Origin of the sequence: Streptococcus oralis, from assembly GCF_022749195.1 — a bacterium.
Classification (GTDB): domain Bacteria; phylum Bacillota; class Bacilli; order Lactobacillales; family Streptococcaceae; genus Streptococcus; species Streptococcus oralis_CI.
Genome location: NZ_CP094226.1, coordinates 167835 through 184041, shown reverse-complemented (window position 1 = coordinate 184041; position 16207 = coordinate 167835). Strand labels below are relative to the sequence as shown.

Annotated in this window: 14 protein-coding genes; 1 reads left to right on the top strand and 13 read right to left on the bottom strand. The window is 41.7% G+C overall.

What is annotated here, in order from left to right; all coding sequences use genetic code 11:
• Nucleotides 1–42: 42 nt before the first annotated feature.
• Nucleotides 43–2238: a penicillin-binding protein PBP2A gene (gene pbp2a, locus MP387_RS00930; RefSeq protein ID WP_242747001.1), complete on the bottom strand. Its 2196-nt coding sequence runs from the start codon at nucleotides 2236–2238 to the stop codon at nucleotides 43–45.
• 86 nt (nucleotides 2239–2324) lie between these two features.
• Between pbp2a and MP387_RS00925 the strand changes: the two genes are divergently transcribed.
• The gene (locus MP387_RS00925) at nucleotides 2325–3200 is read left to right on the top strand and encodes an RluA family pseudouridine synthase (protein ID WP_341275347.1); all 876 of its coding nucleotides are present in this window, start codon (nucleotides 2325–2327) and stop codon (nucleotides 3198–3200) included.
• Between the two features lie 66 nt (nucleotides 3201–3266).
• Here MP387_RS00925 and gap read toward each other — a convergent pair whose 3' ends face one another.
• From gap to MP387_RS00865, 12 genes are all read right to left on the bottom strand, one after another.
• Nucleotides 3267–4274, bottom strand: a complete 1008-nt coding sequence (gene gap / locus MP387_RS00920) for a type I glyceraldehyde-3-phosphate dehydrogenase (RefSeq protein WP_000260682.1) — start codon at nucleotides 4272–4274, stop codon at nucleotides 3267–3269.
• Between the two features lie 318 nt (nucleotides 4275–4592).
• Nucleotides 4593–7244: a bifunctional acetaldehyde-CoA/alcohol dehydrogenase gene (adhE, locus tag MP387_RS00915; protein WP_198464993.1), complete on the bottom strand. Its 2652-nt coding sequence runs from the start codon at nucleotides 7242–7244 to the stop codon at nucleotides 4593–4595.
• A 295-nt stretch (nucleotides 7245–7539) separates the two neighbouring features.
• Complete coding sequence (locus tag MP387_RS00910) at nucleotides 7540–7953, bottom strand: MORN repeat-containing protein (RefSeq protein WP_000413194.1); 414 nt, start codon at nucleotides 7951–7953, stop codon at nucleotides 7540–7542.
• The gene (locus MP387_RS00905; protein WP_242746993.1) at nucleotides 7940–8383 is read right to left on the bottom strand and encodes a low molecular weight protein-tyrosine-phosphatase; all 444 of its coding nucleotides are present in this window, start codon (nucleotides 8381–8383) and stop codon (nucleotides 7940–7942) included. Before MP387_RS00905 ends, MP387_RS00910 begins: the two co-directional genes overlap by 14 nt.
• 47 nt (nucleotides 8384–8430) lie before the next feature.
• Nucleotides 8431–8751, bottom strand: coding sequence for a preprotein translocase subunit YajC (gene yajC, locus MP387_RS00900; protein ID WP_070568166.1), 321 nt, complete (start codon nucleotides 8749–8751; stop codon nucleotides 8431–8433).
• 128 nt (nucleotides 8752–8879) lie between these two features.
• Complete coding sequence (gene tkt, locus MP387_RS00895) at nucleotides 8880–10856, bottom strand: transketolase (protein WP_242746989.1); 1977 nt, start codon at nucleotides 10854–10856, stop codon at nucleotides 8880–8882.
• A gap of 117 nt (nucleotides 10857–10973) precedes the next feature.
• Entirely contained in the window at nucleotides 10974–11597 is a 624-nt protein-coding gene (locus MP387_RS00890; RefSeq protein WP_242746984.1) for a ribonuclease P, read from the bottom strand.
• Nucleotides 11598–11652: 55 nt separating this feature from the next.
• The gene (gene jag / locus MP387_RS00885) at nucleotides 11653–12639 is read right to left on the bottom strand and encodes an RNA-binding cell elongation regulator Jag/EloR (RefSeq protein ID WP_242746983.1); all 987 of its coding nucleotides are present in this window, start codon (nucleotides 12637–12639) and stop codon (nucleotides 11653–11655) included.
• A gap of 14 nt (nucleotides 12640–12653) precedes the next feature.
• Entirely contained in the window at nucleotides 12654–13481 is an 828-nt protein-coding gene (locus MP387_RS00880; protein WP_242746981.1) for a membrane protein insertase YidC, read from the bottom strand.
• Entirely contained in the window at nucleotides 13456–13827 is a 372-nt protein-coding gene (gene rnpA, locus MP387_RS00875; RefSeq protein ID WP_000748120.1) for a ribonuclease P protein component, read from the bottom strand. Before rnpA ends, MP387_RS00880 begins: the two co-directional genes overlap by 26 nt.
• A gap of 149 nt (nucleotides 13828–13976) precedes the next feature.
• Nucleotides 13977–15167, bottom strand: coding sequence for an acetate kinase (locus MP387_RS00870; protein ID WP_242746978.1), 1191 nt, complete (start codon nucleotides 15165–15167; stop codon nucleotides 13977–13979).
• Nucleotides 15168–15217: 50 nt separating this feature from the next.
• Entirely contained in the window at nucleotides 15218–16171 is a 954-nt protein-coding gene (locus MP387_RS00865; RefSeq protein WP_242746975.1) for a class I SAM-dependent methyltransferase, read from the bottom strand.
• Between the last annotated feature and the right edge of the window lie 36 nt (nucleotides 16172–16207).

Sequence of the window (16207 nt, the reverse complement as noted above, 5' to 3'; positions counted from 1 at the left end):
TCTTATCTATTATAACAAGAAACCTAGGCTTTGACAAGTCTCTTAACGAAATAGATTAAGGATTGAGTCCCATATTGTCTGGGCTTTTTCTTTTATCTTAGCTTCTGAAATCGCACGTCCTGCTTCATCTACAAGATTTTGTGCACGACTACGAATATCTCCTATCGGGTCCTCAGACTGGTTTGTCTCATTTTCAACGATTTGCTTTTTCGTATTTTCTGGTTCAATACCATTTTGTTTATAAGCATTCTCAACTGTAAAGGTGCTACCAGGAGTATAAGGCAAGATGGTATTAGCCATACTTCTAAAGACATGGGCAGCGCCATTAGAAGTCGAACCTGCTAGATAATGGTTCTCATCTGTTGTTGGGAAGCCGAGCCAGTGGCTGATTACCACATCCGGAGTATAACCAATCACCCACTGGTCACTGGTATATTCTGGGTTGAAAACAGCTTCAGTCGTACCTGTTTTACCAGCCATAACGTAATCCGCTGGTGACGAACTAATTCCTGTACCATTGGTAAATGTTCCTAGCATCATACTGGTCATTTTATCAGCTACCGACTTATCAATCACTCGTTTTTGGGAGTTTTTATGACTCTTGATGACCTGACCGCTGGCATTTTCAATACGAGTGATGAAATGTGCTTCAGGCATTAGACCTCCATTGGCAAAGGCTGCATAGGCTTGCGCCATCTGGAGAGGATTCGTCTCCACACCTCCACCAAGAGCAACTCCAAGAACTCGGTCAACTTTTTCCATATTCAAACCAAATCTCTCCCCAGCGTCAAAAGCTTTGTCAATACCTAATTCATTTACAGTCGCAACTGCTGGTAGGTTGAGTGATTCCGCCAAGGCCTGATACATAGGTACTTCTGGAGATGTCTTAATACCCGCATAGTTGTCTACTTGATAACTGTTGTACTGCATCGTATGATTATCCAGTTGCTTGTTCAAGGCCCATCCTGCTTCTACTGCGGGTGTATAAACGACTAAAGGTTTAATGGTTGAGCCTGGGCTACGCTTAGACTGAGTGGCATAGTTAAAATTACGGAAACCTGGTTTGTCATCACCAGCTACACGACCAACAACTCCACGCACTCCACCGGTCTTGGGTTCTAGAGCGACACTACCTGATTCGGCATGCGTTCCGTCTTCTGCTGTTGGAAATAGCGAAGTGTTTTCGTAAATAACCTGCATGTTTGCTTGGTAGTTTTGGTCAAGCTCTGTGTAGATTCGATAGCCATTGTTGACAATCTCTTCTTCTGTGAGATTGTACTTGGAAACCGCTTCGTTGACAACTGCATCAAAATAGGACGGGTAACGATAATCCGAAACTTTGCCTTCATACTTATCTTGCAGTTGAGAAGCCATATCTACTCCAGCCGCTTCGGTCTCTTGGTTTTTATCAATATAACCTGCTGCAACCATATTTTGCAAAACAGTATCCCTACGGTTGGTGGAAGTCTCAACAGAATTTAATGGATTATACAATTCTGGTCCCTTGAGCATCCCTGCTAGAGTCGCCGCCTGATCAAGCGTTAGTTGTGAAGCTGATACACCGAAATATTTCTTACTTGCATCTTCAACACCCCATACCCCATTTCCGAAGTAGGCGTTATTGAGGTACATAGTAAGGATTTGCTCCTTGCTGTATTTCTTGGTCAACTCTAAGGCAAGGAAAAACTCCTTGGCCTTCCGTTCAACGGTCTGGTCCTGGGAAAGATAGGCATTTTTCGCCAACTGTTGAGTGATGGTAGACCCCCCTCCAGAACGACCTGCTGTAAGGATGGCTAGAAAGAAACGACCGTAGTTAATCCCATCATTTTTATAGAAGGAACGGTCCTCCGTCGCGACGACAGCATTTTGCAAGTCTTTACTGATATCTGTCAGTTCAACATAGGTTCCCTTTTGACCCGACAGGGCTCCTGCCTCTTTTTCTTCGCGGTCAAAAATCAGAGTTCGCGTTTTCAGGGCATTTTGTAAGTCATTAACATTAGTAGACTTGGCTATCGCAAATAGGTAGGTTCCTACTAGCAAACCTGCACTTAACCCTAAAATGATGACGATTTTTGTCAGATGATAACGACGCCAAAATTTCCGAATTGGGCCTACTTGGGACAATTTTTTTCTATCGCTCCGAGAACGACGCATGCTAGTCGAATCAGACTCCGTGGATTCATTCGTTTCTTTTTTAAAGAGAGAAAGAAACTTCTCAAATAATTTATCTAATTTCATGCGTTTATTTTATCATCTTCACCATAGGAACTCAAGAATTTAGCTACTCCCTATCCAAATAGGGCTTTTTTTGTTACAATATCTGTATGCAATTCACATTTACATTACCCGAATCCTTGCCTCAAATGACGGTCAAACAATTTCTAGAGGAACAACTCCTCATCCCTAGAAAAATCCGCCATTTTTTGAGAATAAAGAAGAACATCTTAATGAACCACAAAGAAGTTCACTGGAACGAGATGGTCAAGCCAGGGGACATTTGCCAGTTGACTTTTGACGAGGAAGATTATCCCCCAAAAGAAATCCTTTGGGGCAATCCAGACCTCGTTCAAGAGGTTTATCAAGATCAACATCTCATTATCGTCAACAAGCCAGAGGGAATGAAAACTCACGGAAATCAACCTGGTGAAATTGCCCTTCTCAACCATGTCTCTGCCTACGTTGGTCAAACCTGCTATGTCGTTCATCGCCTGGACATGGAAACAAGCGGTTTAGTACTTTTTGCTAAAAATCCTTTTATCCTACCTATCCTCAATCGCTTGTTGGAGAAAAAGGAAATCGCTCGTGAATACTGGGCACTCGTAGAGAGGCAAGTAGCGAACAAAGAACTTATCTTCCGAGATAAAATTGGTCGTGATCGCCATGATCGTAGAAAACGAGTGGTAGATCCCAAAAGTGGGCAACATGCCGAAACTCAGGTAAGCCGACTAAAGCAATTTCCAAATCAGACTACCCTTGTCCGTTGCAAACTAAAGACCGGTCGAACGCATCAGATTCGTGTTCACCTTTCTCATCACAAGCATCCTATCTTGGGCGATCCTCTCTATAACTCTAGATCAAAAGCAAGCAGGCTCATGCTTCATGCCTTTCGACTTTCTTTTACTCATCCACTCACCTTCGAAAAATTGAGTTTTACCGCCTTCTCGGATACTTTTGAAATAGAATTAAAACAAAATGGATGACACTATCATCCATTTTTCTATACAAAAAAGCAAGACCAAAAGGCCTTGCTTTTATCGACTCAAGAATTATTTAGCGATTTTTGCAAAGTATTCAAGAGTACGTACAAGTTGTGCAGTGTATGACATTTCGTTGTCGTACCATGATACAACTTTAACCAATTGTTTACCGTCAACGTCAAGAACTTTAGTTTGAGTTGCGTCAAACAATGAACCGTAAGACATACCTACGATATCTGAAGATACGATTGGATCTTCTGTGTAACCGTATGATTCGTTTGAAGCTGCTTTCATAGCTGCGTTTACTTCATCAACAGTAACGTTCTTTTCAAGAACTGCTACCAATTCAGTAACTGATCCAGTTGGAGTTGGAACGCGTTGTGCAGATCCGTCAAGTTTACCATTCAATTCTGGGATTACAAGACCGATAGCTTTAGCAGCACCAGTTGAGTTAGGAACGATGTTTGCAGCACCAGCGCGAGCACGGCGAAGGTCACCACCACGGTGTGGTCCGTCAAGGATCATTTGGTCACCAGTGTAAGCGTGGATAGTAGTCATCAATCCTTCTACAACACCGAAGTTATCTTGAAGAGCTTTAGCCATTGGAGCCAAACAGTTTGTAGTACATGAAGCACCTGAGATAACTGTTTCAGTACCGTCAAGAACGTCGTGGTTAGTGTTAAATACAACTGTTTTAACGTCGTTTCCACCAGGAGCAGTGATAACAACTTTCTTAGCTCCACCTTTAAGGTGTTTTTCAGCTGCATCTTTCTTAGCGAAGAAACCAGTTGCTTCAAGAACAATTTCTACACCGTCAGTAGCCCAGTCGATTTGTTCTGGATCACGTTCAGCAGAAACTTTAACGAATTTACCGTTAACTTCGAATCCACCTTCTTTAACTTCTACAGTACCGTCGAAACGACCTTGAGTTGTGTCGTATTTCAACAAGTGTGCAAGCATAACTGGATCTGTAAGGTCGTTGATGCGAGTAACTTCAACACCTTCTACGTTTTGGATACGGCGGAAAGCAAGACGACCGATACGTCCGAAACCGTTAATACCAACTTTAACTACCATTAGTGATTTCCTCCTTATGAAAATCATGAAAATTTTATTGTGAAAAGAGTAACTTGAATCACTACAAATCACCTTTCAACAAACCTATTATATAACTATTTGAGTTTAATTGCAAGTACGGGCGTTGATTTTCTCTCCTGCTTTTCTACTTTTTCTCCCCCTTTTTATTCATCCATTCTTTTATTTCCAAAACATATCTCTAGAATCTTTTATAATATCTGCATATTCTCTTCATTATCAAGGTGAAACTACAATTTCAACTCTTTCAGAGTTACAAAAAAGAGACAGGATAACTCCTGTCTCTAGGCTGATAAACGATTATTTACGACGTCCTGGACGTTCTGCATAACCATAGTAAGCATCTGCCATGATTTCTTCCATGTCAGCTACCATTGGCAAGCGAGGGTTAGCAGGTGAACATTGATCTTCATAAGCAAGCAAGGCAATTTCATGCAAGCTATCTTTCCAAGCTTTTTCATCAATTCCTTGATCCTTGAAGTTCATCTTGATACCTACTGCAACACCAAGTTCGTAAACAGCTTTAGCGTATGCTTCAACTGCTTCTTCTGGAGTTGAGTGAGGCAAGCCAAGCATTTTCGCGATGTCTTGGAATTTCTCATCAGCTTTCCAGTAGTTGTATTTAGGCCATGTAGTAGTCTTAGATGGACGAGTTCCGTTGTAACGGATAACGTATGGAAGCAAGATTGCATTTGTACGTCCGTGAACAGTGTGGTGAACACCACCGATCTTGTGGGCCATTGAGTGGCTCATACCAAGGAAGGCATTGGCGAAGGCCATACCAGCCATTGTAGATGCATTATGCATTTTCTCACGAGCTTCTGGATCAGCTGTCTTAACTGATTTTTCCAACCATTCAAAGACAAGTTTGATTGTTTGAAGGGCGATACCGTCTGTGTAGTCGTTAGCAAAGTTTGAAGTGTAAGCTTCAGTCGCGTGAGTCAAGACGTCCATACCTGTATCCGCAGCGATGAAGTCTGGAACTGACTCAACCAAAGCAGGGTCAACAATCGCAATAGTTGGTGTCAATGAGTAGTCAGCCAATGGGTATTTGCGGTTGTTTTTCTTGTCAGAGATAACGGCAAATGGTGTTACTTCTGAACCTGTACCTGAAGTTGTTGGAATACCGATGTACTTCGCTTTCTTACCAAGTGATGGGAAGCGGAAGGCACGTTTACGGATGTCCATGAATTTTTGAACCAAGTCACGGAAGTCGATTTCTGGTTGTTCGTAGAAGAGCCACATTACTTTGGCCGCGTCCATTGGAGAACCACCACCAAGAGCGATGATTGTATCTGGTTCAAATGCTTTCATCACTTCAGCACCACGTTCTACAGTTGTGATGTCTGGATCTGGTTCAACATCTGAGAAGACTTGGATAGTTACACGGTTACTACGTGCGTTCAATTGATCGATAACACGTTGAACAAAACCAAGCTTTTCGATAGATTTGTCTGTAACAATCATAACGCGTTCAATATCTTCACATGTTTGAAGGTATTGGATAGAATTGCGTTCGAAGTAAATTTTTGAAGGAACTTTAAACCACTGCATATTATTTCTACGTTTCCCTACTTTCTTGATGTTTAGAAGGTTGATCGCACTCACGTTATCACCGACTGAGTTGTGTCCATATGAACCACATCCAAGTGTCAATGATGGAATGAAGGCATTGTATACGTCACCGATACCACCGAAAGTAGATGGAGAGTTCCAGATAATACGCATAGCTTTGATTTCTGTACCAAAGCGTTTAGCAAGAGCTTCGTCTTTTGTATGGATAGCTGCTGAGTGACCAAGTCCGTTAAACTCAACCATTTGACGAGCTTTTTTAAGACCGTCTTCTGTATCTTCAGCTTTTAGGACAGCGATAACTGGTGACAATTTTTCACGAGTCAATGGTTCTTTCGGTCCTACTTCTGCACATTCCGCAGCCAAGATGTTTGTTCCTTCTGGAACACTAAATCCTGCTTGTTCAGCAATCCATGCTGCTGGTTTACCAACGATGTTTGCATTTAGTTTAGCACCAGCACAGTTTTTGCTGTTTGCTTTCACGCCAAAACAGAATTCTTCAAGAAGTGCTTTTTCTTTTTTGTTTACAAAGTAAGTGTGGTATGATTTGAATTCTTCTACAAATTCATCATACACTTCTTTATCAATGATAACCGCTTGTTCTGATGCACAGACCATCCCATTATCAAATGATTTAGACATAACGATGTCATGAGCAGCTTGACGAAGGTCAGCAGATTTTTCTACATAGGCAGGAACGTTTCCGGCACCTACCCCAAGAGCTGGTTTTCCACATGAGTATGCAGCTTTAACCATAGCATTCCCACCAGTTGCAAGAATAGTTGCAACACCTTCGTGGTTCATTAGCGCTCCAGTTGCTTCCATAGATGGCTTTGTAATCCATTGTACACAGTTTTCAGGTGCACCGGCTGCGATGGCTGCATCGCGAACGATTTGTGCTGCGTGTGCTGATGATTCTTGAGCTGATGGATGGAAAGCAAAAACGATTGGGTTACGTGTTTTCAAAGCAATGAGTGATTTGAAAATCGCTGTTGAAGTTGGGTTTGTTGTCGGAGTGACACCACAGATTACCCCGACAGGTTCCGCAATCTTTGTCAAACCTGTAATTGGATCATCTTCAATAACTCCAACTGTTTTAACTCCACGCATATTGTTCACTACGTGTTCGCAGGCAAATAGGTTTTTTGTCGCCTTGTCTTCAAATACTCCACGACCAGTTTCTTCAACTGCATGTTGTGCAAGGATACCGTGTGCGTCAAGTGCTGCAACCGAAGCTTTTGCCACGATATAGTCAACTTGCTCTTGGTTCAACTTGCGCATTTCATCAAGCGCAACCAAGGCTTTTTTCACGAGACCATCGACATGCTTTTCAGCAGCAAGTTGTTTTTCCTCTGGTGTTACTGTTTTTTTATCAGCCATATTATCCTCCATAGCCTTTAAGGATTTTATCCTTTGTTAATTTTTTCACAAGTTTATTATAACTCTTTTTTTATGCTTTGTAAACAGTTTCATAAGCATTTCACAAAGAATTTTTCTGAGATTGTGATTTTTTTCTCAATATAGCTATATAATAGAGTTTTGTCTGGACGATTGTGAAATTATGGAAAAAATTTTTTTATTTCACAAAGTTTTTCTAGTTGATAGTTAGTTATCGAATTCAAGACAAGAAAGCGCTTTCTTTTTTGGTTTTGAGAATAGCCTCCTAACTTGGAGACTACTGTTTTTGCTGAAAAACGCCTTGTTTAAAGGTCCCTTCATAAACAACTTCTTGCTCTGTAGTCAACTTCCCTTGACCTTCAGCCTGACCATTTACAAAATCACCTTCGTATTTCCAGCCATCTTTTGATTGGAAAGTTCCTTTCCCATTAAAGGCTCCATTATTGAAATCACCTGTATATTGGTCTCCGTTTTCAAAGGTCAGGGTTCCTTGGCCATTCATTTTCCCTCGTACCAAGGTGCCATCATAAACAAGAGCTCCACCATCAAGTGTCAGGACACCCTTTTTAGGCGTATTTAGCAAAAATACCGAAAGAGCACAGAGTACCATTACAACTACTGCAACGAGCTCTAACCTAGGGCGAGTTAGGTAAACTCTACACTTCTCATAAAATTGTTTAAGCTTTTCCATTATTACTCTCTTTTTCTAATCGATCTAGCCAGCTTTGGCATCCACTTGTGATACGAGCATAGGTTTCCTCAAAATCTCCTGTATACCAAGGATCTGGGACACTTTCAGATGCAAAAGAGTAGATTTTGTACTGTAGTTCCTGAGGGCACATGTGACGCAGATCTGAAACGTTTGAAGCATCCATACCGATAATGTAATCAAACGATTCAAAGTCTGCTCTGCCAATCTGAAGTGATGTTTTATCTTTATCATACGGGATCTGATATTGCTGGAAAATTCCTTGCGTCCCCTTGTGAATCGGATTGCCATGTTCCCATGATGACGTTGCCCGACTTTCGACGTGGTAATCGCTCGTCATGGATTTCATCACAAACTCTGCCATGGGGCTACGACAGATATTTCCTAGGCAAACAAATACTATTTTTTTCATCCCTTTTCCTCTCATCTCATAGAAAAACGGGAGTGACAGGTCCCGTTTTATTCTTCGATTGCTCCGCCTTCGTCAACAACTGTTCCTTCTGGTGTCGCAGCTTCTTTGAGTGGCAAAACGGTCTTAATCGCAGCCAATTCAAAAGTCAAATAAACGCCATCTACATCCAGTACGATTGTACCTTTCTCAGTATCTACTTCATCCACTGTTCCGTAAAGCCCACCAATTGTAATGACTTCATAGCCTTTTTGAAGCTTGTTCAAGCTTTCCATACGCTTTTGTGCTTGTTTCTTTTGAGAACGTTGCATAAAGAACATCAAGGCAAACATACCTACAAGCATGATCAAAAATGTTAAATTTGGACTAATATTTTCCATAGTATTTTCTCCTTTGTAATTCAGATAAAACTACTATATCAAATTTCACCTATTTTTACAAGGTTGTGCCTTGTTTTTATGGTTATAAAAAATCAGAGTTGAAACTCTGATTTTTGTGATTATTTCAAGTTTTGAACAACTTTGACTAGATTTTCAACTGTAAATCCGTACTCTGCCAATACTTTTGGTGCTGGGGCAGATGCTCCAAAGGTATCAATACCGAGAACTGCACCATCAAGACCAACATATTTGTACCAGTTTTGAGTTGCTCCCATTTCGACTGCAACACGACGACGTACTGCATTTGGAAGGATTTCTTCCTTATAAGCTGCATCTTGTGCATCAAAGACATCTGTAGATGGCATGCTGACTACGCGGACTTTTGCACCTTGACCAGCCAATTCTTTGGCAGCTGCGACAGCGAGATTGACCTCAGAACCTGTTGCAATCAAGATAGTGTCAAAGTCAGCTGCATTTTCATAGACAACATAGGCACCTTTAGCAACCTTGCCAAAGTCTGTTCCCTCTTCAACAGTCAAGTTTTGACGTGTCAAGACAAGGGCAGTTGGTATCTTTTCGCTTGTCACTGCAAGGTACCAAGCTGCTTGAGTTTCACGCGCATCTGCTGGGCGGAAAACATTGAGATTTGGCATAGCACGAAGACCTGCTAGGTGTTCAACTGGTTCGTGAGTTGGACCATCTTCACCAACTGCGATTGAATCGTGGGTAAAGACATAAGTCACAGGAAGTCCTTGCAAGGCTGACAAGCGGACAGCTGCTTTCACATAGTCAGAGAAGACAAAGAAAGTACCACCATAAACACGAAGTCCACCGTGAAGGGCCATTCCGTTCAAGATCGTTCCCATTGCAAATTCACGAACACCAAACTGAATATTGCGGTTCAAGCGATTAGCATCATCTTGAAGTCCATCCGTTTTGATGTAAGTCATGTTTGAGTGAGCAAGGTCAGCTGAACCACCTAAGAAAGTTGGCAATTTAGCAGCTACAACGTTCAAAGCATCTTGACTTGAATTACGAGTGGCTTGAGAGAAACCATTTTCTAAGGCTGGGAAGTCTGCTGGAGTCACTTCAACTGGATCACGTCCGTCGATGATGGCTTCTACTTCTGCAGCCAGTTCTGGATGCGCTTCTTTATAATCTGCAACTAATTTAGTCCAAGCTTGATAAGCTGATGCGCCACGATCTGCAACATTTTCCTTGAAATCAGCATATACTTCAGCTGGGATTTCAAATGGTTCATAGTCCCAACCGAGGGCTTGACGAGTTGCTGCAGTTTCATCTGCTCCAAGAGGAGCACCGTGTACGGCATTAGTTCCTTGTTTGTTTGGAGAACCGTATCCAATCACAGTCTTGACTTCAATCAAAGATGGTTTTCCTGAAGCTTTAGCTGCTTCAATAGCCGCATGGATTGCTTCCAAGTCTGTTCCATCTTCAACCAAGGCTGTATGCCAACCGTAAGCATTGTAACGGTCACGAACACTTTCTGTAAAGGAATCTTTTGTCTCACCATCCAAGTTGATGTCATTTGAATCATAAAGAACCACCAACTTGTCGAGTTTTTGCAAGCCTGCGTATGAAGCTGCCTCACTTGAGACACCTTCCATCAAGTCTCCATCTCCACAGATCACATAAGTATAGTGGTCAAAGATATTATAGCCTTCGCGGTTATACTTCGCTGCAAGGAAACGTTCTGCTTGGGCAAAACCAGTAGCAGTAGAAATCCCTTGTCCTAGAGGACCAGTTGTAGCGTCAACCCCTGCAGTATGCCCAAATTCTGGGTGACCTGGTGTTTTTGAACCCCATTGGCGGAAGTTCTTGACTTCATCCATGTTAACATCTTCAAAACCAGAAAGGTGAAGAAGGGCATAAAGAAGCATAGAGCCGTGTCCTGCTGAAAGAATAAAGCGATCGCGGTTGATCCAGTTTGGTTGAGCTGGATTGATACGAAGTTGCTTTGTAAAGAGGCTATAGGCCATAGGAGCAGCCCCCATAACCACCCCTGGGTGACCTGAGTTTGCTTTGTTGATGGCGTCAATACCTAGAAAACGAATTGCATTAACAGATAGATTTGACATAGAATTTCCTTTCTCTTTGAGGTGATTAATGAATCACACATCCTATTTTACTATTATATGAAAAAATGCATAGAATAGCAATAAAACAATTTGCGTTCATCTAACACATTTGATTTTCTATTCCCTCGTCACTTCATAGTACGGAAGCAAGCGCGCATAAGCCTCTTCTAGCTTCTCCAATATCGCTTCTACAGACTGATTTGCAATGAAGGAAACATCTGCCTTAACCAAAACTTTACGGACTTCCTGACTTCTCACCTTCTCGCGTAAAGTACAACGATTCTCCTCAGTTGCCTCCACCTTATGACTTTCCCCATTTGAGTAGACTAGATAATAAATTCCTTCTACCAATGGAAGATCTAAAACCTTGGCTTGTTTGTCTAAGGTCTGTTCGTCTTTCTTGCGCTCGATGAAACTGACTTCTAAGGAAATCCCAAAATCTGAGGGTTCCCCATACAAACGCAAGGCTAACATGGGTTCTGTCACCTGCCCCTCTCTCTGTAGATAGGCCCAGAAATGCGGTCGCAAGCGCTGCGCTTGATTCATCCACTGGCTAGTCTGTTGGAGTTGCCATTCGGGATGACTTGCTTGGAAGGTCTTGGCCAGATTTGTAAAAGCCTTACGAGCCTCTTGACCTTTTTGCCGCAAGGTCAACATCTTTTCTCTTTCATCACCAGCTTTATCAGGATTGCGGTACTGGACTCCTGCAAATGATAGGTATTCTCTAACTGCTTTCAGCATATCTGAATCTTTCCTTTCCTAGCAAAAAATCAGGATGAACCTGATTTTGCTTTGCTTATTCTGCATCTACGACAACATAGCGATTTGGCTCGTCACCTTCAGAGTAACTCGTCACGCCATCCATGCGTGAAATAATGCGATGGATAATCTTGCGTTCGCTATTTGACATTGGATCAGTTTGTTGGCTACGACCTTCTTCTAAAACGCGAGTCGCCAATTTTTGAGCGTAGGTTTGCAAGACTTCTGCACGGTGTTCAACATAATCATTGACATTGATCGTGATGTAGAAGGTTCTTGAATAGCGGTTATAAAGATAATTTTGAGCCAATAGTTGCAAGGCCTTCAAAACTTTACCATGATAACCGATAATACGGCCTGGTTCATTGGTGTCAATTTGAAGATTGATAGTGCGACGATTGTAGTCGCTTGAAATCGTCCCTTCAACATCCATATCATCTACAATGGTTTGAACGTAGCTAGCTACTTCAGTTGCCACTTGTTCGATGTCATAACTTGGTTCTACTTTCAAGCCTAAATCTTCCAAAGATTGGCTTGTTGCTTCTCGCGTTTCAGTTTCTTTTTCTAGAGCAGATTCCACTTCCTCGGTAGTATCCTCTGGTTCCAATTCATTTAAAATTGAAATATGGCCTGTTTCTTCCAAAATCGTGCTGGCATGTTTTTCATTTTTCAGGATTTCAGCCTTGACCTCTTCAGAAACACCTTGACCTTCTTCTTCAATCTTCTTAATCGCTTCAACTACATGCCCCAAATCAACAGTTGCTTCACTTACTGTTTTCACGGGTTCATTTTTTTCATTGACTTCTTTTGGAACCCCTTTAATGGCCTGCTGATTGGCTTTGATCACTGTCGTTTCACTAATGGCTTCGATATCAACTTGAGCTGGCTTCTTACCAAACAAGCCTAAGAATCCTTTTTTCTCTTTCGAAACGACCTTGATGTGGGCCTTCATTCTTGGAATGTCTAATTCTTTCAATCCTTTTTGGATTGCTTCTTCAACCGTTGAACCTGTAAATAATACCATTACCAGATTCCTCCTTATTTTTTCTTTTTCTGTGCTTTTTTCAAAGCTCTTCTCTTCTTGCCTTCTAAATCTTTTTCTGCTTGCGCCACTGCTTCTCTTTCAGCAATAATCTTGAAAGGATTGTTCAAGAAATAGGTTTGCAGAACTTGGTAAGCATTGGATACAGCCCAGTACAAGGCTACACCACTTGGGGCGGAGATAGCAAAAACAAAGATCAATACAGGCATACCATACATCATCCCTGTCGTAGCTCCACTTTTTTCAGACAAAGCTTTATTCGATAACCAGCTACTCAAGAAGGTAAAGACTGCCGCCAAAATTGGAAGGACAAAACTTGTATCTACTCCTCCCAAATTAATCCATAAAAAATGACCTGTTTTCAAAAAGTCTACTCGACTCAAGGCTTGAAAGAGTGCCAAGAGAACCGGCATTTGTATTAAAATCGGCCAGAAAGAGGATGAATGTTTGATCCCTAACTCTTTATAGACCTTGCGCATCTCTTGGTCTAGCTTGGTTCTACTTTCCATATCACGACCCGGATATTGCTCTCTCAAAGCCTTGATGCGCGGTTGAGCCTCTTGCATTTTTCTAGAGGCAACCATCTGCGTCTGAAAGACCGGTAATAGAATCGTCCGGATCAAAATCGTGAAGAGAATAATCCCCACTCCGATACTAATGTCAAAGGACAAAAAGCGGATAATTTCAGCAAAAAAATAGACGAATTTGCTCCAAAAGTCTGTCGAATCTGCTGTTATATCGCTAGCTGTACCATTTGTTGCACAGGCTGTCATGATAAACAAGGACAAGCTCAACAAACTAGTCAACTGTAGTTTCTTTTTCACTCCCATTTCCTTCCTGGTAAATCTTTGATAACTTTAATACGTGGAGTAGGTTTTTCTCCATCTCTGCATATTCCAAGGTTTCCACCCCTTTTCGGGCAATCACGACAAAATCAACATGCTCTACTAAACTCCCTTTCACACTTTGTAGAATGTGTCGGATTCGTCTCTTGATTTGATTTCTGGTAACTGCATTCCCCAGCTTTTTGCTGACGGACAGTCCTACTCGAAAATGGTTTTGCTGGTTTTCCAATTGGTAGACAACAAATTTTCGGTTGGCAAAACTTGTTCCGTCCTTGAAAATCGCCTTAAAATCTTTCTCTCTTTTTACACGAAAGCTTTTCTTCAAAACTCAACTCCATCTATTAAATTACTACTATTATACCATATTTTTTGAAAAAGCCAATAACAGCAAGGTTTTAGACATTTTCTACATAAAAAAAGCTGGAAAATCTCTTTCCCAACTTCTTTTTACAATCAAATTTTACGTGTATTTACTTATTTTTTCAAGCGCTCAACATCGCGCGCAATCACCAATTCTTCATCTGTCGGAATAACTAAGACACGGATTTTCGCCGCATCAGTTGAGATGTCTCCCGTTACGCCAAAGACGTTCTTTTCTGGATCCACATCACAACCAAACCAAGAGATACCTGAAATGACATCCTCACGAACCAAAGCTGCATTTTCACCGATACCTGCTGTGAAGATAATCGCATCTGCCCCATTTAGGACTGCAAGGTATTGACCGATATGTTTTTGGATACGATCGACATACATTTCATAAGCCAAAGCCGCATCATGGTCTCCTGCTTCCATGGCAGCAATCACATCACGCATATCGCTTGACTGACCAGAAACTCCCATGAGCCCTGATTCACGATTGAGAACGCGACTAATATCTTCTGGGGTATTAAAATCCTCTGTATATTGCATGAGATAAGGGATGATAGCAGGGTCAATATCTCCTGTACGAGTTCCCATCATCACACCGCCAAGTGGTGTGAATCCCATAGAAGTATCCACAGACTTACCACCCTTAACAGCTGTGATAGAAGCCCCGTTACCAATATGGCAGGTAATCAATTTCAAATCTTCTAGAGGACGACCCAAAAGTTTCGCTGCTTCTCCTGCGACAAACTGGTGGCTTGTCCCGTGGGCACCATATTTACGAACCTTGTTGTCTGTGTAGTATTTAGTTGGTAGAGGGTAGCGATAAGCCTTCTCTGGCATGCTTGTGTGGAATGAGGTATCAAATACGACAACACTGGTAATATCTGGAAGCAATTCCTTAAATGCGCGAATTCCAGCTGCGTTAGCTGGATTGTGAAGAGGAGCCAAGAGTCCCAATTCCTCAACCTTTTCTAACACATCTCCCTCAACAACTGTTGATTCCTTGAAATATTCACCACCTGCAACGACGCGGTGGCCAACACCTGTAATCTCGTTGTACCCTTTGATGATGTCAAAACGAATCAAGTCATCCAATAAAATTTTAACGGCTTGTGTGTGGTCTTCAATATCAAGAATTTGTTGCTCCGAACGACCGTCAAATTTTACTGTTGAAATGGAATCTTTCAATCCAATACGTTCAATCAAGCCTTTAGCCAAAACTTTTTCCTCAGGCATTTGATAAAGTTGCCATTTCAAGCTTGAGCTTCCTGCATTGATTGCAATTGTTTTTGTCATAAGATGATACCTCTTTTTAAGCGTTTTCATCTATTATAACAAAATCTCTTTTATATTTCAGTACCTTTGCTCCAATTTTGAAAATTTTCTTTAAAGGTCAACAATACTGACGGATCTTGCAAGCTAGTAAGAGGGTAAACAAAGGGTTCTATTTCCTTGTCTCTTTTCTTCTGTAAGACAAAAATACTTTTAGCTTGGCTTGCAGTTGAGAAAATATCCTCTGGCAGAGCGATGATAGCAGCCAGACTCACTTCGTCTTTGAGCCACCCTTTTAATAAATCACTTTGAGGACTGGTCAATAAATCACTCGGAGCTAGAAAAATAGCATAACCATCTGACTTAAGGTACTTGAGCCCTTGCTCCATCAGCAAATGGTGGGCATAGGTATGCTCTTGACTAGAAGCCACTTGATAGCGTGAAGCGATGGCATCGTCTGGGTAATAGCCAACAGGCAAGTCGCTGATGACCACGTCGCTTTCTTTAAGCATTTGCGGACGAACGGCGTCGCCTTGAACAAATCCTGCCTGCAAACCAATCACATCTGACATACTTGCTGCCAAATCAATCAGCAAGTCATCCACTTCGATTCCCAAGTAATCTACTTTTTTAGCAAGAGAAGTTAAGAAAGTAGCCCCCAAAATCCCCATACCAGAGCCTATTTCGAGGATGCTAATTTCCTCTTGTTTAAACAACTCTTCTACAACAAGTACCAATAGGAGGGCAATGGTATCCGGCGTAAACTGGTGATTGGCCTGTAAAGGCTCCGTTTGTCCTGCCTTCATCAAGAGAAATTGGTAAGTCTTGAGCCACTCTTCCTTGCGAAGTGCTAAGCGTTTAAGGGCTTGGTTGTTCTCTTTGACCTGCTCTAGCTCGGTCTCACCATCCAGGTAGATACTATTTTGCTCAACCAAGGCGTCATAAAAGTTGGTCGCCAAATCACTTTGGATGACTTGGACATTCTCTAGTAAATACGTATAAGCTTGTTCAATTTTTTCAAAATCCATATTCCTATCTTATCAAATTTCCCTCCTTTTTTCCAT

What these genes read in the sequence shown, in the direction of transcription:
- MP387_RS00890 (WP_242746984.1), bottom strand. Translation starts at nt 11,597, where the DNA reads ATGCTGAAAGCAGTTAGAGAATACCTATCATTTGCAGGAGTCCAGTAC.
- gap (WP_000260682.1), bottom strand. Translation starts at nt 4,274, where the DNA reads ATGGTAGTTAAAGTTGGTATTAACGGTTTCGGACGTATCGGTCGTCTT.
- MP387_RS00910 (WP_000413194.1), bottom strand. Translation starts at nt 7,953, where the DNA reads ATGGAAAAGCTTAAACAATTTTATGAGAAGTGTAGAGTTTACCTAACT.
- MP387_RS00870 (WP_242746978.1), bottom strand. Translation starts at nt 15,167, where the DNA reads ATGACAAAAACAATTGCAATCAATGCAGGAAGCTCAAGCTTGAAATGG.
- MP387_RS00925 (WP_341275347.1), top strand. Translation starts at nt 2,325, where the DNA reads ATGCAATTCACATTTACATTACCCGAATCCTTGCCTCAAATGACGGTC.
- MP387_RS00865 (WP_242746975.1), bottom strand. Translation starts at nt 16,171, where the DNA reads ATGGATTTTGAAAAAATTGAACAAGCTTATACGTATTTACTAGAGAAT.
- tkt (WP_242746989.1), bottom strand. Translation starts at nt 10,856, where the DNA reads ATGTCAAATCTATCTGTTAATGCAATTCGTTTTCTAGGTATTGACGCC.
- pbp2a (WP_242747001.1), bottom strand. Translation starts at nt 2,238, where the DNA reads ATGAAATTAGATAAATTATTTGAGAAGTTTCTTTCTCTCTTTAAAAAA.
- MP387_RS00905 (WP_242746993.1), bottom strand. Translation starts at nt 8,383, where the DNA reads ATGAAAAAAATAGTATTTGTTTGCCTAGGAAATATCTGTCGTAGCCCC.
- jag (WP_242746983.1), bottom strand. Translation starts at nt 12,639, where the DNA reads ATGGTATTATTTACAGGTTCAACGGTTGAAGAAGCAATCCAAAAAGGA.
- adhE (WP_198464993.1), bottom strand. Translation starts at nt 7,244, where the DNA reads ATGGCTGATAAAAAAACAGTAACACCAGAGGAAAAACAACTTGCTGCT.